Below are 17,736 nucleotides of genomic sequence, written 5' to 3' on the forward strand. Positions count from 1 at the left end.
ACGCCACGCTAGAGGATAGGCACGATGCTCAGGTCTCATTTTGACCACCTGATGGGGTTGGCCCTGGCCCAGGCCCCGTCGCTCTCGGACACGCTGTTCACCGTGGGCAAGCGGGTGCAGGCCGAACTGCACGGCGAGCTGCGCGACCTGGACCTGCCGCTCGGGCCGCTCCTGGCCCGCCAGACCGAGGCCATGGCCCAGGTGCTCATGGGCCGCAGCCCCCGTCTGTACCGCGACCTGATGGAGCGCGGCTCCTGCGACCTGTCCTACGAGCACCCCAACAAGATCCGTTTCCGCGTGAACATCTTCTGGCAGCGCGGCAACCTGGCCCTGGTGCTCCGGCAGCTCTCGGCCCAGGCCCCCAGCATGGCGCAGCTCGGGCTTCCGGCCCCGTTCGGGGTCATGGCCAAGGAGAAATTCGGCCTGATCCTGGTGACCGGCGCGACCGGCACCGGCAAGTCCACCTCGCTGGCAGCGCTCATCGACGAGATCAACGCCACCAAGGCCGTGCACATCGTCACCCTGGAAGACCCGGTGGAGTACGTCCACCCCCACAAGCGCGGCACCGTGAACCAGCGCGAGCTGGGCCAGGACTTCGACACCTTCGCCTCCGGGCTTCGCGCCGCCCTGCGCCAGGCCCCCAAGATCATCCTGGTGGGCGAAATGCGAGACCGCGAAACCGTGGAGATCGCCCTCCAGGCCGCCGAGACCGGCCACCTGGTGCTGGGAACCCTGCACACCTCGGACACCGGCCAGACCATCAACCGCGTCATCGGCATGTTCGAGGCAAGCGAAGAGCAGCTCATCCGCCAGCGCCTGGGCGCGAGCCTCAAGTACGTGGTGTCCCAGCGGCTCATGAGCCGGGTGGGCGGCGGGCGCGTGGCCGCGTTCGAGATCCTGCGCAACAACCTTCAGATCCGCGAGATCATCCAGAGCGGCGAATCCGGCGAGAAGACCTACTACGGGGCGGTGGAGTCCGGCTCCACCTACGGCATGTTCACCTTCGACCAGTACCTGCTGGCCCTGTACGAGAAGAACCTCATCGAGCGCGACACCGCCCTGGCCAACGCCACGGACCGCGCCAAGCTGACCCTGAACATCGATCAGGTGCGCCTGTCGCGGGGGGAGAAGGTCTCGGACCTGGGGGCCTTGAAGCTGGACCTGGACTACAACGCCTCGGTCAAAAAGTCCGACGAGGAGGACGACCTGTGAGCCAGCCGGAAAGCACCATCGAACCGGACATGATCCCCTACGGCATGAAGGCCGCTCTCCTGTGCCTGGAGGACGGCCCCTGGCGCACTGGCGCAGCCGCCTTTTTCAAGGAGCTTGGCTATTACCTGATGGACGAGCCTGACCCGGCGCGCGCGGCTGCCAGGCTTCGCCTGAACGCGGTGGACGCCGTGGTGCTGGGTGAGGCCATGCGCGAACCCCTGGCGGAGATGCACGCCCGGCCCGGCCTCAGACGCCGGGAGGCGGCGCTCTTCGTGGTTGGGACAGCGCCCAGCCTGGACGCGTGGGCGGCCTTCGTATCCGGCGCGGACTGGACCCTGGCCCAGGCCGACGCCCCCCGGTGCGCCGAGCTTCTGGCCGAGGCACTCAAGCGCCAGGACGGCATGCGCGAACCCTGGCGGCTTGCGGAGGCAGCCCGGGGCGCGTAACAGGGCGGGACGCGCAGTAAAATCCATTCCGGGTAGGTATCGTGCATCCGTCCCGCTCCATTCTTGTATCCATCATAGTCCTCATCTCCCTGGCTGCGGGGATCGTCACCTTCGAGTACGGCAGGATCTCCCGCAGCCTGTACGGGCAGGCCGTGATGACGGAAGGACGCGCCGCGCGCGACCGCCTGCACATGCTGATCTCGCCGCCGCTCTCCAGCCTGAACCTGACCGCGCGCCTCCTTTCCCAGTCTGCCAGCCAGGACGAGGCCGCTCCGGGGCTTCTGGTGCTCTCGGTGCTGGCTGAGGAGAAGGGCCTGTCCGCCGCCACGGTGTCGGACGCTTCGGGCGTGGTGGCCATGGCCTGCCGCGCGCCGAACGGCTTCCTGCTTTTTTCCCGTACGGGTCAGGCCGGGGATTCCGGAAAATGGACCCGGCTGGATGCGAACATGGCTCCGGCCGGGGATGCGCAGGTGTCGGCGGATGCGCTCCAGGCCATGGGACGCATTCTCGCGGACGCAGCGGCGAACCACATGGGCGACTGGCCCGCCTGGACCAACGCCCACCCCGTACCCGGCGTGGGCACGGCTTCCATCACCGCCCTGGTCGTGTCCGGTACGGACTGGGACTCCCCGAAGACCCTGGCCTTCAGCTTCGGGCTGGAAGACATCTGGCGCTCTCTGACCCTGGATTCTCCCGAAGGGGCGCGCATACTCATCTGCACCCCGGACGGCCACGTGCTCGATCCGACAGCGCCCGTAAAAGCGCAGCCCGGCCCGTCGGCTTCCTCCGGGGCCGGTGTGGCGGACAGCGGAGCCGGGAGCGCCGTGGCCGTGCAAGCAGCCCCCGCCATAGTCCCGTATTCCATGGACACCGACCCGGCCCGCGCCGAGGCAGTCCGGGCCTGGCTCGCCGCTGGCAAGCCCGCCTCGGACGCCTTCTCCTTCCAGGCCGGGGGAGATTCCTGGTGGGCGTCGGTGCAGCCGCTGGCCGGAGAGGGAAGCCGCACCTTCGTGGGGCTGGCGCTCTCTCGCGAGGCTCTCTTCGGGCAACTCTTTACCGGGGGGCGCAACCTGCTGCTGGCCGGGGCAGGCCTTGCCGTGGCGGTGGGGCTTCTCTCCTGGCTGGCTGTGCGCTCCAGGATGCGCCGCCGCGCCGATCCCGCCCCGTTTTTCGAGACGGAGAAGGAAATCCGCGAGCTGATCTGCCAGGGGGAGAGCGAGCGCCTGGAGTTCAAATCGACGCTGCGTTTCAACCTCGCTGCGGGCAAGCCGGGCAAGGAGATCGAACTTGCGGTGCTGAAAACCCTGACCGCGTTCATGAACACCGACGGCGGCGTGCTGGTGGTGGGCGTGGACGACGAGGGCCGAGCCCTGGGCCTGGACACGGACGGCTTCGAGAACGACGACCACGTGTTGCGCCACTTCACCTCGATCTTCGCCCAGCACGTGGGCGTGGAGCATCTGTCCAGCATGATCTTCGCGGTGCGGGCCTTCGATGGACGCAAGATCCTGCTGGCGGAGTGCTTCCGTTCAAGCGAGCCGGTCATCCTGAAAGGCGGAAAGGACGAGGAGTTCTACGTGCGGGCCGGGCCGTCCAGCCGCAAACTGAGCCTCTCGGAGTTCATGCGCCGGGTGACGGGCAAAGGCGTGACGGGCTAAGCGCGAAGGCGCGGCGCTACATGAACGCGATGGTCGCCGCTTCCTCGATGGTGGTGTGGCCTGCCACCACTTTCGACAGGGCGTCCATCTTGAGCGTCGAGAACGTCCCGGCTTCGACGGCGGCCTGCTCGATCTCGCGGGCCGAGGCCTGCCTCAGGATCATGTCCTGCACCAGATCGTCCACGTAGAGCACCTCATACACGCCAACGCGTCCCGAATAGCCGAGTCCGCCGCAGTCCGGGCAGCCCTTGCCGCGCATGAACACCACGTCGCGCAGGTGCTGCATTTCAAAGAGCGACACCAGCTCCTTGGGCGGCGTATACGCCTCCTTGCACTTGGGGCAGATGCGCCGCACGAGGCGCTGGCCTACCACCACGGCCAGGGTGGAGGCCACGAGGAAGGGCTCTATGCCCATCTCCATCAGGCGTGTGAGGGCCTGGCAGGCCGAGTTGGTGTGCACCGTGGAGAGCACCTGGTGGCCGGTGAGCGCGGACTGCACCGCAATGCCTGCGGTCTCGCCGTCGCGGATTTCGCCCACCATGATGATGTCCGGGTCCTGGCGCAGGATGGCGCGAAGGCCGGAGGCGAAGGTCATGCCCGCGCGGGCGTTCAGCTGCACCTGCCGGATGGTCTCGATGCGGTACTCCACCGGGTCTTCCAGGGTGATGATGTTCACCCCGGGCTGGTCCAACTGGCGAAGCACTGCGTACAGAAGGGTGGTCTTGCCCGAACCGGTGGGGCCGGTGGCCAGGATCATGCCGAAGGGGCGGTCCATGCCTTTCTGGAGCTTTCGCCGGTCGTCCTCGCTCACGCCCAGCTCGTCCAGGCCGCTGCCGCGCGAGGAGCGCATGAGCAGGCGCAGCACCAGGTTCTCGCCGTGGATGGTGGGCAGGGTGGAGGCGCGCACGTTCACCTCCTTGCCGTCCAGCACGAAGGAGAAGCGCCCGTCCTGGGGGATGCGGGCCACGGTGATGTCCATGTTGGCCAGAAGCTTCAGGCGCGAGAGCACGGTCAAAAACACGGACTTGGGGGGCGTTGGGAATTCGCGCAGCTCGCCGTCGATGCGGTAACGCATCTGGATGGTGTTGGTCATGGGGGAGAGGTGGATGTCGGAGGCGCGTTCGCGCACGGCCTGGGCCAGTATCTGGTTCACCAGCCGCACCACCGGGGCTTCCTGCACGGCGCTTTGCAGCGCGCCGGCCAGTTCCGCCCCCTCCTCGGCGTCATCGCCGGATTGCACCGTGAGCTCGTCTATGATGCCCAGCATGTCCCCAAGGTGGGACTGCACCCCGTACTGCCCGGCCATCAGCTCCTCGAGCTCGGCCTTGGTGCAGAAGATGGGTTCCACCTCCAGCATGGCCACGCGCTCCACCTGGTCCAGGCGGTTGATGGACTCGGGGTCGGCGGTGGCGACGTAGAGGACGTTGCGCTCGGTCCTTACCGGCACCAGGTCCAGCTTGCGGGCCATGTCCTCGGGCAGGACTTCCTTGAGGGTCTTGTCCAGGGGGTATTTTTCGGCGGAGTACTTGTCGATCTTGAGTTCGCGGCTGATGAAGTCGATCAGCTCGTTCTCGTTCAAGCGCCCCTGGTGCATGAGGTACTCGACGATCTTCCAGCCGGACTTGCGCTGAATCTGGCGGACCTGGTCCACCTCGTTCTTGGTGACCAGCCCGGAATCGACTAGTTTTTCGTGGAGCGCCTTCATCCTGGAAAAAACCCCGAAATGTTGGATATGGCTCCATATACCGCGCCCCCGGCGGGCTGTCCACGTATTCCGCCCGAGGCGCTGGGAAAATGGACAGGGGGCGTCAGGTGGGGTAGGAGATGGGAAGACACATACCACTCCAGCAGGAAGACGCACTGATGTCCATGGACGGCGCCCCGCAAAATTACGTAGACACTTTTTTCGCAAGACAGCCCATATTCGACGCGGACAAGCGCGTCTTCGGCTATGAACTGCTCTACCGGAAGAGCCCGCTGGAGAAGTCCGCCAACTTTTCGGACAAGGACGTGGCCACCCTCTCGGTCATTTCCACGGCGTTGCTCGCCTCGCCGGAGCCCGACCAGGTCGGCAAGAAGATCTGCATCCACTTCTCGCGCGAATCGATCCTGTCCGACGTGCCCTCCACGCTGCCGCCGCGCACCACCGTGGTGGAGCTTGAACCGCTGCAGGTGCTCGAGCCCGACTTCGAGGCCGCGCTCAGGCGGGTCAAGCAGCAGGGCTACACCCTGGCGCTTAACCACTTCCTGCCCGGCGAGTGCGACAGGAAGCTGGTGGACCTGGCCGACATCGTGTTCGTAGACGTGCTGGAAAAGGATGAGGCCCAGCTGAAGTCCATGCTGGATGAACTCTCCGGCTGCAACTGCCTGCTGGCCGCCAAGCGGGTGGAGGACGATTCGCACTTCCAGCTCACCAAAAAGCTCGGGTTTCACCTGTTTCAGGGGTTCTTCTTCGAGAAACCGGTCATCGTACCCGGCAGGAAGCTTCCCTCCAACAAGATCACGCGCCTGAACATCTACCGCACCCTGGAAAAGGGCGACATGGACCTGGAGGAGCTGACGCGAAACATCGAGTCCGACGTGTCCATCAGCTTCAGGCTGCTGACCTTCATCAACTCCCTGGCGTTCGGCCTGCGCTACAAGGTCAGCTCCATCCGCCACGCCATCCTGATGCTCGGCTGGCAGCAGATCAAGAGCTGGCTGTGGCTGGTGCTTCTTTCGGACGTGATGCCCTCGGACAAGACCTCGGAGCTGCCGTATCTCTCCTCCATCCGGGCCAAGTTCCTGGAGCGCGCCAGCGCCAACCACGACTCGCGCGACGTCGCCCCGGACACGCTGTTCCTCATGGGCCTTTTCTCGCTGCTCGAGCCCATGCTGGACACCCCCATGCGCGAGTTGGTGGAATCGTTGCCCCTGGAGGAGGAGGTCATGGCCGCGCTGTGCGGGGAGCGCAACATCTACAGCGACTGGCTGGAGGTGGCCAAATGTTTCGAGACCGGCGACTGGGCTCGCCTGGATGAGCTGACCCGCACCCTGCATCTGGACCCCATCAAGGTGGCCAGCTCCTACTGCGAGGCCCTGGTGTGGGCCAAGGCCCTGTACGAGCAGCCCGGCGCGCCGGTATAGCGGAGGTCGCCGAGGCCTGCCCTGCGACTGCGCTGGCGTCCAGGGAGAGCAGGTGATTTTTCTCCTGAAAAACATGTCCATGGTTTTCAGGAACTCGACACCCGGCATGCGTACCCGATTCGACACGACACTCAATCCGGAGGATTTCATGCGGAAGACATTTGCCCTGTTCATCCTGATTATGGCTGTGGCCTGCCAGGCCCTGGCCGCCGAAAAGCGCATCCTGTTCATCAACTCCGCCGACCAGCAGATCAAGCAGATCCGCCTGGCCCCGGCCGGAACCAAGAACTGGGGTGCGAACCTCCTGGACAAGTACAAGCTCCACCCCGGCAAGAAGATCGACATCGCCGTGCCGCACGACCAGGGCAACTGCATGTGGGACCTGCGCTACGTGGTGGTCGACAAGCTGGGTTACACCATCAAGGACGTGGACATCTGCAAGGCCGTGGAGATCGAACTCTTTCTGAAGAACGGCGAGGCCTGGGCCAACATCAAGTAATGACGTCGCATGGGGCCGGGGCATTTGTCGCCCCGGTCCAATCCCCATGACCCAACCAAATCAGGCCGATCTGGCGCTCGCCGTCTCCTTCGCGCCCTCCATGGGCCACCTGGACCGGCAGGAATGGAACCGTCTGGCGGCGGGCGCTCCCGCGTTCATGCGCTGGGAGTGGCTCAACCTGCTGGAGTCCTGCGGGGCGGTCAGCGCCGAGACAGGCTGGATGCCCGCCCACTGCGTGCTGCGCGCCTCGGACCGGCTGGTGGCGGCCGCGCCCTTGTATGTGAAGGGGCACGGCCAGGGCGAGTTCGTCTACGACCAGCTCTGGGCGGACGTGGCCCAGCGCCTGAACCTGCCGTATTACCCCAAGCTGGTGGCCGTGAGCCCGTTCACGCCGGTGGCCGGATACCGGTTCCTCAACGCGCCGGGGTTCTCGCCGCGCGGCATTGCCGGGGCGGTGCTGGAGGGCATGGAGCACCTGATGGAGGCCAATGAGCTCTCCGGGATGCACGTGCTCTTCGCGCAGGACGACTTCGCGGACGACCTGGAATCGCTCGGCCTCACGGCCTGGGAGCACCAGGGCTTCATCTGGGAGAACCCTGGTTACCGGAGCTTCGAGGATTTCCTGGAGGTGTTCAGGGCCGGTCAGCGCAAGAACATCCGACGTGAGCGCCGCGCCCTGCGCGAATCCGGGGTGCGCGTGGAGATCGTGGACGGGCAGGACGCGCCGGACTCCTGGTTCGAGCTCATGCACCACTACTACGCCGATACCTGCTCCAAATTCGGGGAGTGGGGCTGCAAGTACCTGCCGCTCTCGTTCTTCCAGGGGCTGGCGGACGTGTTCCGGGAACATGTGGCTTTTGCCGTAGGCCACATGGAGGGGCGCGAGGAGCCCGTGGGGCTGTCCCTACTGGTCCACGGCCAGGGCGAGCTGTACGGGCGCTACTCCGGGGCCGCGCTGGAGATACCCTTCCTGCATTTCGAGCTGTGCTACTACGCGCCCATCGCCTGGGCCATCGAACGCGGGTTTCGCAGCTTCGACCCCGGCATGGGCGGCGAGCACAAGCCCCGCCGGGGGTTCAACTCCCGCGTCACCCGCAGCCTGCACCGCTTCGCGCATCCCCTCCTGGCTCACGTGTTCGAACGCCACATCCCCGAGATCAACGCGCTCACCCGCGAGCACGTCCAGGAGCTTCAGGACCTGTGCGCCTTCAGGAAAGGAGAGCGTCCATGATGCGCCGTATGGGTCTTTGTGTTGTCCTGGCTGCCATGCTTGCCTATGCGCCTTCCGCCCTGGCCCAGGAGAGCGTCACGGACCATCTGTTCACCGCGCAGGAGTGGCAGGCCAAGGGCAACCTGGAGGCTGCGCGCCGTTCCTTGCAGGACGCTCTGCGCCTCCAGCCGGGCGACGCCTTCGCGCTCATCCGGCTGGCCCAGGTGGATGCGGCCTCGGGGGATCTGAAGGCCGCCGAAGCCGGGCTTGCGCAGGTGCTGGGCCGGGAGCCGAAGAACCTTCTCGCCCTCAATTGGCTTGGATATGTGCAACTGGCGCAGGGGATGCCGGCTTCCGCCGAGAACGCCTTCCGGCGCACCCTTGGCGTGGACCCGGATAACGCCTGGGCGCAGCTCGGGCTGGCTTCCTGCCGACTGGCCCAGGGCGACGACGCTGGCGCGAGGCCGCTTCTGGCCAAGGCCCAGGCCGGAGCGTCGCAGGACGCGGAGCTGCACATGGCCCTGGGGGAAACGTTCATGAGGCTCCACCTGCTGGTGAACGCCCGCATGGAGCTGGAACGCTCGCTGGAGATAAATCCGCGCGGCGTGCGGACACTGGTGCTGGCCGGGGAGGTGTACGAGCGCCTGGGCTTCGAGAGCCTGGCCCTGAACGCCTGGAGGCAGGCCCTGGAGCTGGACCCGTCCGAGTCCCAGGCCCGATTTGCCCTGGTGGCCGTGCTGGGACGCCAGGGAGACCGCGCCCTGTCCGAGGGGAGAAAGGACGAGGCCCTGCGCGTGTGGCGCGCAGCCCTCAGCTACGAGCCCGGCAACGCCGGGATTCTGGAGAGGCTGCGCGGATTGCCGAAATAGCCCCGCCGTTCCCGCGTGACTGGTCTGGCTCGAATCATGGATGCGTTCCCATCCTGGAGAGGTGGCTTTCGGCCCGGTCGTGCCATCCGCCGCAAAGACTGCGCATGAACTAATTGAAAACGCCGACCCGGCATGCCGGGTCGGCGTTTGTTGTCATTCAGCGAACGTAGCTTCAGCCGCGAGTGCTACTCCTTGGCGGCCTTGGCTTTCTTCTCCTTGGGCTCCTTGGGCTTGCCCTTGTAGAAGATCACGTCCTTTTCGCCTGCGGGCGGCTTGGTGACCGGAGTCATGAACATGCACTGCACCGGGCAGGCCTCGACGCAGTTGGAGCAGTACACGCAGGCGAAGGAATCGCAGGTCCAGGTGCGGCCCTTGATGTCCACCTCGATGCACTGGCTGGGGCACTTCTTGGCGCAGGTGCCGCAGAAGATGCACTCGTCGACGTTGATGTCCAGAGTCCCCCGGAAGCGCTCGAAGGTCTCGCGCTTGGTGAAGGGATAGAGCCTGGTGGAGCTTTTCCCCATCAGGTTTTGCAAGACGTTTTTGGTCATCTCGAACATGTGGCGGCTCCTCTTAACGCTCCGTGCAGGAAATGCACGGGTCGATGGACAGCACGATGACGGGGACGTCCGCCAGCTCGCAGCCAGGCAACATGGCCAGCAGGGGCGGGATGTTGGCGAATGTTGGAGTGCGGATGCGCACGCGGTCCAGGTTCTTGGACCCGTTGCCCTTCAGGTAGTAATACAGTTCGCCGCGCGGCTGTTCCACGCGACGCCAGACTTCGCCCTCGGGCTTGCCCTTGACCTTGGTGCTGATCTCGCCCTCGGGCATCTTGGCCAGGGCCTGGCGAACCAAGTCGCAGGAGGCGTAGACTTCGCGGAAGCGCACCTTGCTGCGCGCGTAGGAGTCGCCGTCGTATTCCACCACGGGCTCGAAATCGAGCTGGCCGTAGGCGGCGTAGCCGGTCTGGCGGGCGTCCTGCGCCCAGCCGGAGCCGCGCAGCATGGGGCCGACCGCGCCCAGCATGTGGGCCTGTTCCTTGGTGAGCACGCCCTTGCCGCAGCAGCGCTGCTTCACGGTGTAGTCTTCCAGGATGGTCTTCTCCAGGGCGCGGACCTCGGTCTCGGTCTTGTCGATCTCGGAGAGGATCCAGGTCTTCATGTCGGGGGTGATGTCCTTGCGGACGCCGCCCACGATGTTGGTGGAGATGACCACGCGGTTGCCTGCGGTGGCTTCCATGAGGTCCATGGCGCGCTCGCGGATGCGCCAGAACTGCATGAACAGGGACTCGAAGCCGAAACCGTCGGCGAAGAGGCCCAGCCACAGCAGGTGGGAGTGGATGCGGTGGATCTCGCCCCACATCACGCGCAGGAAGTGCGCGCGCTGGGGAACTTCGATCTTCAGCATCTCTTCCATGGCTTCGCAGTAGTTCAGGGAGTGGATGCAGGAGCAGATGCCGCACACGCGCTCAACGATGTTCACCATCTGGTTGTAGTCGCGGATGTCGGTCAGCTTCTCCAGGCCACGGTGGACGTAGCCCAGGTTGGGGAGGGCCTCGACGACCTTTTCGTCTTCAACCACCAGTTTCAGGTGGATGGGCTCGGGCAGCACCGGGTGCTGGGGGCCGAAAGGAAGAATGGTACGCATGTCTAGGCCTCCTCTTTGCCTTTTTCTTTCTTGGCAAAGGTGAAGGTGCAGAACGGGCTCTTCACCACTTCCGGCTCAAGGTACAGGGTGCAGCCGAAGTCGATCAGGATGTTCTGGAAGTTCACGCCGAACTGGTCCTTGATCTCGTTCTCGTACAGGAGCGCCGGGAAGTACACGCCCGAAACCGAGGGCACGGGGGCCGTGGTGGGCACGTTCAGGCGAAGGTGCGAGAGTTCGAGATCCTTGTCGAAGTGGTAGAGCACGTCGAAGGTGTCGTCCTTCTTGATCTCCACTGCGGTGACGCCCACCAGGCGCAGGCCCTGGTCGTAGCGTTTCTGGCACTCGGGGATCAGGGAGTCCACCGTGACGGCCTGCTCATTGTCAAACATATGGGATACCTCGCTGAGGTTTCTGTTAACCGGCGGCTTCGAGCGCGGCCTTGACCTTGCCCAGAGCCATCACGACGCCATCGATCATGGCCTCGGGCTTGGGCGGGCATCCGCGCACGTAGACGTCCACGGGGATGACCTTGTCCACGCCGCCCACCACGTTGTAGGCCTCGCGGAACACGCCGCCGGACAGGCCGCAGGCTCCCATGGCGATGACCGCCTTGGGCGAGGGCATCTGGTCGTAGATGTTTTTCAAAACGTGCTTGTTGCGGTGGTTCACCGTTCCGGTGACCAGCAGCACGTCGGCGTGCTTGGGGTCGCCGATGTTGATGATGCCGAAGCGTTCGACGTCGTAGACGGGGGTCAGGCAGGCCAGAACCTCAATGTCGCAGCCGTTGCAGGACCCGCAGTCGAAGTGGACTATCCAAGGGGATTTGAGCCTTCCCTTGTTGATCCAGTCTTTGAGCATGCCCATGTTCTATCTCCAGTGAGGAAGGATTAGGCGTACAGCCAGAGCAGGTTCAGGACCGACAGGGCAAGGCCCCACGCCCAGACGCTCTTCAGCATCCATTTGAAGTTCATGCGGGCGGTGACGTTGTCGATGAGGATCTCGACGAAGTAGGTCAGCACCAGCAGAACGAGCATGCCCCAGAAGCTGGTGGCCCAGAAGAGGCCGACCAGTCCCAGCACGAAGACCACTTCGTACCAGTGGGCGATCTCGATCATGGCCAGCTGCGGGCCGGAGTACTCGGTGAGCACGCCGCGAACGACTTCCTGGTGGGCGTGGTGGCAGGTGGAGATGTCGAAGGGCGACTTGCGCAGCTTGATGGTCAGCGCGTAGCCCAGCACGATGAACATGAGGGGCAGCTGGGGCAGGAGGGGCTTGCCGTAGGCGAAGACCTCGGAGACCTTGAAGCTGCCGGTAACCATGGCGATGGCCACGAACACCAGAATGATCAGGGGCTCGTAGGTGAGCATCGTCACCAGCTCTCGTTGCGCGCCGAGCTGGGCGTAAGGCGACTGGGTGACCAGCGCGCCCATGACGAAGAACACCGCGCCGATGGTCAGCACGAAGAAGATGAGCAGAAGGTCGGAGCCCATGAAGAACAGGAACACCGTGAGCACGGCGCTCATCAGGTACACCCATACGGAGAGGACCTGCCAGGGGCTCATGATCATGGGCGATTTGCCCAGGAGCTTGAACACGTCGTAGAATGGCTGGAGGATCGGAGGACCGACCCTGGACTGGAGCCAGGCGGTGGTCTTGCGGTCCAGGCCGGCGATGAGGCCGCCGATGACCGGGGCCAGGAACACGGCGATGGTGGCGAGCAGGAGCTTACCCATTAGATCACCCCTCCCAGCAGAAGTCCCAGCATGACCGCGAGAAGAACCCCGGCCACCATGTTGATGGAGCTGGTGAGGCGTTCTTCGCCGAAGATCCAGGACAGATAGAAGTTACCGGCCTGATAGGTCACGTTGGCGCGGCCCGTGCTCACGAAAGCGGTGTTGTCGTCCTTGGCCTGCGCGCCGCACAGGTAGGGGCCGACGCAGCTGGCCGGGTCGATCTTGCGGGCGGCCTTCCAGGCCAGGTAGAAGCCCACGCCAAGGACCAGGAACAGGGGATAGATGTAGAAGATGCCCTGCGCGTTCACGAAGTTCCACGCGGAGAGGACGTATCCGGCGGCCTTGTGCGAGCTCTTCACCGCAGGCTCGATCAGCCCGCCGTAGACGAAGGGCACCAGCAGCGACAGCAGCAGCGCGCCGTAGGCCAGGATAACCAGGGGGCCGCGCACGGTGGCGGGCTGGACTTCAGGCGTGACGCCCTTGGGGTACGGGGTGCAGAGCAGGATGCCCGCCCAACGGGCCCAGAACATCACGGTGAGGCCGGAGCCCAGCGCCAGCATGATGGTGACGGGCATGTACTTCAGGGCGGCGGCGCTTTCGATGGCCATCCACTTGCCCAGGAGCACGCCGAAGGGAGGCAGCAGCATGGTGAACACGCCGATCAGGGCCACGATGGTGGTCTTGGGCATGGTCAGGTACAGGCCGCGCATGTCTTCCAGGTCGCGCGAATGGATCTTCTGCTCGATGGTGCCCACGCACAGGAACATGAGGGCCTTGGACACCGCGTGGAAGATGATGATCACGATGGCTGCGGTGATGGCTGCGGGGGTGTTGATGCCCGCGCAGGCGATGATCAGGCCGAGGTTCGCGATGGTGGAGTAGGCCAGCACCTTCTTGGCGTTGGACTGTCCCACGGCCAGGGCCGAGGCGGTCAGGAAGGTGAAGGCGCCGAACATGGCCAGCATGCCCGACAGCATGGTGCCCGCGTAGGCGGGGGACAGGCGCAGCACCAGGTACACGCCGGCCTTGACCATGGTGGAGGAGTGCAGCAGCGCGGAGACCGGCGTGGGCGCGACCATGGCGCCGGTGAGCCAGCTCTGGAACGGCACCTGGGCGCTCTTGGTGATGCCCGCGTAGCACAGCATGAACAGGGGGATCAGCGCGGCGGCTCCGGCGGCGGAGAAGCCGGGCTTCAAAAGCTCGGACAGGTACAGGCCCGTGCCGGACTTCTGCATGAAGATCAGCGCGAACACGAAGGCCACGCCGCCGGTCATGTTCATCCACAAGGCGCGAGTGGCGTTCTTCACGGAGGTCTCGTCGCCGTCGTGGGAGATGAGCATGAAGGAACAGAACGTGGTGATTTCCCAGAAGAAATACAGCCAGAGCAGGCTGTTGGCCAGCACCAGGCCGTTCATAGCGCCAAGGAACGCCACCAGGAAGAAGAAGAACCTGGGCTGCTTGGACTTGGGCAGGCGCAGGTGCTCCTCGTGGGTGGGCATGTAGCCCAGGGCGTACACGCAGATGAGTGAGCCGACGATGGAGATTACAAGGACCATGATCATGGACAGCTGGTCCGCGAACATGGCCGGCGCGGCCACGGCCGAGCCGTGCGGCATGATGAATTCAAGGTAGATGAGACCGATGATCTGAGCCGCTGTGAGCGCGGCCACCAGGGTGCTCTTGAGCTTCGTCAGCGCCATGAAAAGGATGACGAACAGCAGGCCGAAATCGAGCAGCATGATCAGCCCGTCCAGGCCGATCCCCAAAAGGCTTTTGGGCGCGTACTCGAAGGAGCCCTGCCCGACCAGGGCCAGGGAAGCTGCGGCCAGGACCACCGCAGTTCCGACCACGATCAGGCTTCTGGAGCCCTTGTCCCGAAGCAGCAACAGGGCAATTGCCGCCAGGAACGGGAGCACCACGGTCGCGAAAACCAAGATGTCCATATTCACCTCACGTTAGGTTGTGTCGAGTCAATTTCCTCGCCTCGATGCGCATGAACTGTATGGTGGAGGCCACCTCCCGCGTCTGGCTGTTGATAATTCTCCGACCCCCCGGTCGGCAGGTAACAGGCGAAAAACTGGAATGAGAGCTTGAAAACGTTCCATAAGGAATTGAAATTCTTCGGTCAAGGCACACAGAAATTAGTTCCGGTACTGTCTTGACGCCGTCTCTGGGGGCGCGGCCCGGAAGGCCGCTCATAAGCGGTGTTTTTCTCTCGGTGAACGGTATGATATTGGCGGTGAACGGCGGCATTTTTTTCGCGTCAGGACCACGTCGGAGTCTGCAAACTCCTTGGCAACCGGCGCGGGAGGATATACCCGGCTTTGACTGCCACGGAAAAATCGCTACAAGGTGGACCATCGCGCGGGGGAAACCCCGCCTGTTGGCCTGCATGTCTGGAGGATTGATGCGTCAGTTGATATGCTTTTCGTTTCTCGTCGTGGCCGCGCTGTGGGCCGGGCCTGCCGCCGCAGAGGACGTCGTCTTCGTCGGCAAGACCTTCAGCCCCAACCACATGGAGGTCCTGAGCCCCCATGCCAGCCCCGAAGAGATGAAGATATTCGAGTCCATGGCCAAAGAGATCAAGCTCAAGCGCGGCGAGGACGCCGAGCCCCCCATCAAGCCGTTCACCGGGCGCATGAAGGTCATGAAGATGCTTGCCGACATCGGCCAGAAGGTGGACCTGGAGCAGCGACTGCTTGAATACGCCTTCCCGCCCGAGGACCTTCTGTCCGAGCGCCGCAAGCTCTCCCAGGGCGAGATCCGCGCCCAGGAGGCCAACCTGGAGCGGGTGCGCGCGGAAATCTCCCTCATGCGCAAGAACCTGGACGAGACCCGGATGCGCCTCGGGCGCGGCCTGGCTTCCACCCAGGAGGTGAACGACCAAGCCAAGGAACTTGAACTGGCAAAGTTCCGCGAGCGCATCATCGAGGAGAGCTTGCGCATGGAGCGCGAGATGGCCGCCGGAGAGCTGGAACTGGCCAGGGCCAAGTTCGGGCAGAAGGCCAGCGAGAAGAACCTGCCTGGCGTGTCCTGGGTCACTACGCCGGTGGCCGGGCACGTGCTCTGGGTCAACCCGGAGGTGAAGCCCGGGGTCATCCTGTCCAAGAAGACCAAGCTCTTCGTGGTGGGCTCCATGGACCCCATCCTGGTGCGGGCCCTGGTGCACGAGATTTACATCTCCAGACTGCGCGTGGGCGACAAGGCCGCCATCGCCTTCGACACCCTGCCCGGCAAGACCTTCGAGGCCACGGTGGTGCGCATCCAGATGACGGCGGCCTGGTCGGACGTGCAGCTGCCCGCGCACTTCGAGGTGGAGCTCTCGCTGCCCAACCCCGACCTTGCCCTCAAGGAGGGCATGCGCGGGAAGGTCACGGTGCAGGTTCCGGACGGTCCCCGCTCGTAGGCTGCATCACAAGAATCGGCAGTCAGGGTTGTCGATTGCACAACCTGTTGTTTTCTCGCGCAATGTCTTTTAGGAGTCAGGAAAGGTCCGCGTGGGCGCAGCACCAGGAGGCACGATGGACGATGATTACCGCAGCACCTTCAGGGTGGAGACCGACGAGAACATCGTGCTTGAACTGGCGATCTGGCTCAGGCGCGCCTCGGAGATGAGACGGGTCCACCTGAAAGAGCTGGGTGATCCCAAGATGATCCAGGGCAAGCCTCCCTATCCGCGCATCGAGGACCTCTCTTCCGCCGGGATGAGCCTGTCCTTCAAGGCTTCGCAGCTCATGCCCGTGGAGAAGTTCGCGGGAGTGGCCCTGCTGGCCTACTTCAAGCTGGTGGACCCCACCGACACCATGGGCGAGCCCCTGAGCTTCCTGGCGGGCTATGAGGTGAAGCACTCGCAGTTCCACTCGGACAGGAACTACCTGGGGCTCAAGCTGCGCTGGGACGGGGTGCCCGATCAGAACGACAAGGCGGTGTTCTTCGCGGACGCCGCCAAGTACGGCATCGCGGACCTGACCAAGTGGTGCGACGACATGAACAGGAAGGTCTGCGGCATTGAAAACCTGCCGCCCCAGGGCCTGCGCCTGGACAGGCTGATGCGGGAGCTGGACATCATCAGGAGCGGCGCTTCCGCCGTGGTGCATTCGCAGCCGAAGAGCTAGCGGCGCGCCTTTTCTCGTTGTCCTCAAATGACGTGGCGTCGTGTGTCACACGGACGTTGCACTCAAAAATCACAGGCGCGTTTGTCGAGAGTAATAAGCGCTGCTGTTTTGACGCCCCTGCGCGGCGTGCATTCCGGGAATCTCCGGGTCGGGCGCTAACCGACTGCGGGGCATGGTCGTGAAGGCCATCCTTCCCGTCCCCATCCTCCCCGTCTGATGATCCGGGCCCTGTCTCCCACGCAACCTGCTAGCTGCTCTTCATCCCTTCTTCCAACTCTTCCATGGTGGGCTGCACGTTGCTGGGAATGGCCCGCCGGGCGTATTCCACGGCCAGGATCGGGGCCAGCCCGATGGAGTAGCCCATCAGCGCCGACTTCACCACCTTGAGCCGGGCCTGTTTGGCAGCGGCCTGGTGGTCAAGCATTGTGGCCATGGGGCCGACGAAGCCGTAGCAGAGCAGAACGCCCAGGAAGGTTCCCACCAGCGCAGCCGCAATGTGTTTGCCCAGGACCTCGGGGGGCTGGTTGATGTCGCCCATGGTGATGACGATGCCAAGCACCGCCGCCACGATGCCCAGGCCCGGCAGCGCGTCGGCGGTCTTGCTGACCGTGCCGCCCGCGAGCGAGTCGTGGTGCTTGCGGGTGCTGATGTCGGTGTCCATGATGGCTTCGTAGTGGTGCTGTTCGATGTTGCCCGCGATGACGATCTTCAGGTTGTCGCAGATGAAGTTCAAAACGGTCTTGTTCTTGGTCACGGCGCCGAAGCGGCGGAAGATGTCGGAGTCGGCGGGGCGGTTCACGTGGGCGTCCAGGGCCACGGCGCCTGAGCGGCGGGCCAGCTGGAACAATTCGTACATGAGGGTGAGGATCTCCATGTAGAAGGCCTTGGAGTCCTCCTTGGCGGTGAAGATCTGGGGCAGGTGCTTGAAGACGTCCTTCACCACGCTCATGGGCGAGGAGATGAACAGCGCACCCATGGCCGCGCCGCCGATGGTGAGCAGTTCATAAGGTTGGACAAGGACTCCAAGCTGGCCATGGGAGAGCACGTAGCCTCCGATGACGCTGCCCAGAACCATGATGACGCCAATAATCGCGGTCATATAATCCAGCCCCTCCCGGCGAGTTGCTGCCGAGCGTTGAGAATCCAGAGGGAGATGTGAGGAGCCTTTCGAGGCGTGCCGCATGGATAGTGCAGCCGCAAGACAGGCAAAACCACGTGGAT

17 protein-coding genes are annotated in these 17,736 nt (G+C 64.3%); 9 read left to right on the forward strand and 8 right to left on the reverse strand.

The genetic code is table 11. The features are described 5' to 3' along the window. The first annotated feature begins 24 nt into the window (after positions 1–24). The 3 genes from G453_RS0106910 to G453_RS26140 are packed head-to-tail and all read left to right on the forward strand — an operon-like array spanning position 25 to position 3,316. Entirely contained in the window at positions 25–1,212 is a 1,188-nt protein-coding gene (locus G453_RS0106910) for a type IV pilus twitching motility protein PilT (protein ID WP_027190456.1), read from the forward strand. Beyond that, on the forward strand, positions 1,209–1,658 hold the full coding sequence (locus G453_RS0106915; RefSeq protein WP_027190457.1) for a hypothetical protein: 450 nt from the start codon (positions 1,209–1,211) through the stop codon (positions 1,656–1,658). Before G453_RS0106910 ends, G453_RS0106915 begins: the two co-directional genes overlap by 4 nt. A gap of 41 nt (positions 1,659–1,699) precedes the next feature. Next, positions 1,700–3,316 (forward strand): AlbA family DNA-binding domain-containing protein, encoded by a 1,617-nt coding sequence (locus tag G453_RS26140; RefSeq protein WP_051271919.1) that lies wholly within the window; start codon positions 1,700–1,702, stop codon positions 3,314–3,316. A 16-nt stretch (positions 3,317–3,332) separates the two neighbouring features. Here the strand turns inward: G453_RS26140 and G453_RS0106925 are convergent, their stop codons facing one another. Continuing rightward, positions 3,333–5,021, reverse strand: a complete 1,689-nt coding sequence (locus tag G453_RS0106925) for a GspE/PulE family protein (RefSeq protein WP_027190458.1) — start codon at positions 5,019–5,021, stop codon at positions 3,333–3,335. A gap of 158 nt (positions 5,022–5,179) precedes the next feature. On the opposite strand from G453_RS0106925, the gene G453_RS0106930 reads away from it, so the two are divergent. The 4 genes from G453_RS0106930 to G453_RS26145 all read left to right on the forward strand — a co-directional run bounded on the left by G453_RS0106930 (position 5,180) and on the right by G453_RS26145 (position 9,020). Continuing rightward, positions 5,180–6,442, forward strand: a complete 1,263-nt coding sequence (locus G453_RS0106930) for an EAL and HDOD domain-containing protein (protein ID WP_043644735.1) — start codon at positions 5,180–5,182, stop codon at positions 6,440–6,442. A gap of 148 nt (positions 6,443–6,590) precedes the next feature. Further along, complete coding sequence (locus tag G453_RS0106935; protein ID WP_156920837.1) at positions 6,591–6,941, forward strand: hypothetical protein; 351 nt, start codon at positions 6,591–6,593, stop codon at positions 6,939–6,941. A gap of 46 nt (positions 6,942–6,987) precedes the next feature. Further along, the gene (locus G453_RS0106940; RefSeq protein ID WP_027190461.1) at positions 6,988–8,172 is read left to right on the forward strand and encodes a GNAT family N-acetyltransferase; all 1,185 of its coding nucleotides are present in this window, start codon (positions 6,988–6,990) and stop codon (positions 8,170–8,172) included. Next, entirely contained in the window at positions 8,169–9,020 is an 852-nt protein-coding gene (locus G453_RS26145) for a tetratricopeptide repeat protein (protein WP_051271921.1), read from the forward strand. The genes G453_RS0106940 and G453_RS26145 overlap by 4 nt, the downstream gene beginning before the upstream one ends. Before the next feature lie 185 nt (positions 9,021–9,205). On the opposite strand, the gene G453_RS0106950 is transcribed toward G453_RS26145, so the two are convergent. The 6 genes from G453_RS0106950 to G453_RS0106975 are packed head-to-tail and all read right to left on the reverse strand — an operon-like array spanning position 9,206 to position 14,343. Next, a complete protein-coding gene (locus G453_RS0106950) occupies positions 9,206–9,580 on the reverse strand; it encodes a 4Fe-4S binding protein (protein WP_027190462.1) in 375 nt (124 codons plus the stop codon). A gap of 13 nt (positions 9,581–9,593) precedes the next feature. Beyond that, a complete protein-coding gene (locus tag G453_RS0106955; protein WP_027190463.1) occupies positions 9,594–10,667 on the reverse strand; it encodes a hydrogenase large subunit in 1,074 nt (357 codons plus the stop codon). A gap of 2 nt (positions 10,668–10,669) precedes the next feature. Next, the gene (locus tag G453_RS0106960) at positions 10,670–11,056 is read right to left on the reverse strand and encodes an NADH-quinone oxidoreductase subunit C (protein WP_027190464.1); all 387 of its coding nucleotides are present in this window, start codon (positions 11,054–11,056) and stop codon (positions 10,670–10,672) included. Between the two features lie 25 nt (positions 11,057–11,081). Then, positions 11,082–11,525 (reverse strand): NADH-quinone oxidoreductase subunit B family protein, encoded by a 444-nt coding sequence (locus G453_RS0106965; RefSeq protein ID WP_027190465.1) that lies wholly within the window; start codon positions 11,523–11,525, stop codon positions 11,082–11,084. A gap of 29 nt (positions 11,526–11,554) precedes the next feature. Continuing rightward, positions 11,555–12,400, reverse strand: coding sequence for a respiratory chain complex I subunit 1 family protein (locus G453_RS0106970; RefSeq protein ID WP_027190466.1), 846 nt, complete (start codon positions 12,398–12,400; stop codon positions 11,555–11,557). Continuing rightward, positions 12,400–14,343 carry an NADH-quinone oxidoreductase subunit 5 family protein gene (locus G453_RS0106975; RefSeq protein WP_027190467.1) on the reverse strand — a complete coding sequence of 648 codons (1,944 nt, stop codon included), beginning with the start codon at positions 14,341–14,343 and terminating at the stop codon, positions 12,400–12,402. Before G453_RS0106975 ends, G453_RS0106970 begins: the two co-directional genes overlap by 1 nt. 464 nt (positions 14,344–14,807) lie before the next feature. Between G453_RS0106975 and G453_RS26150 the strand changes: the two genes are divergently transcribed. Further along, positions 14,808–15,806 (forward strand): efflux RND transporter periplasmic adaptor subunit, encoded by a 999-nt coding sequence (locus G453_RS26150; RefSeq protein ID WP_051271924.1) that lies wholly within the window; start codon positions 14,808–14,810, stop codon positions 15,804–15,806. A gap of 115 nt (positions 15,807–15,921) precedes the next feature. Then, on the forward strand, positions 15,922–16,515 hold the full coding sequence (locus tag G453_RS0106985) for a hypothetical protein (RefSeq protein WP_027190468.1): 594 nt from the start codon (positions 15,922–15,924) through the stop codon (positions 16,513–16,515). Between the two features lie 247 nt (positions 16,516–16,762). Here G453_RS0106985 and motA read toward each other — a convergent pair whose 3' ends face one another. Next, positions 16,763–17,614 (reverse strand): flagellar motor stator protein MotA, encoded by an 852-nt coding sequence (motA, locus tag G453_RS0106990; RefSeq protein ID WP_027190469.1) that lies wholly within the window; start codon positions 17,612–17,614, stop codon positions 16,763–16,765. Between the last annotated feature and the right edge of the window lie 122 nt (positions 17,615–17,736).

This window comes from Fundidesulfovibrio putealis DSM 16056 (genome assembly GCF_000429325.1).
In the GTDB taxonomy this organism is placed as follows: Bacteria; Desulfobacterota; Desulfovibrionia; order Desulfovibrionales; family Desulfovibrionaceae; genus Fundidesulfovibrio; species Fundidesulfovibrio putealis.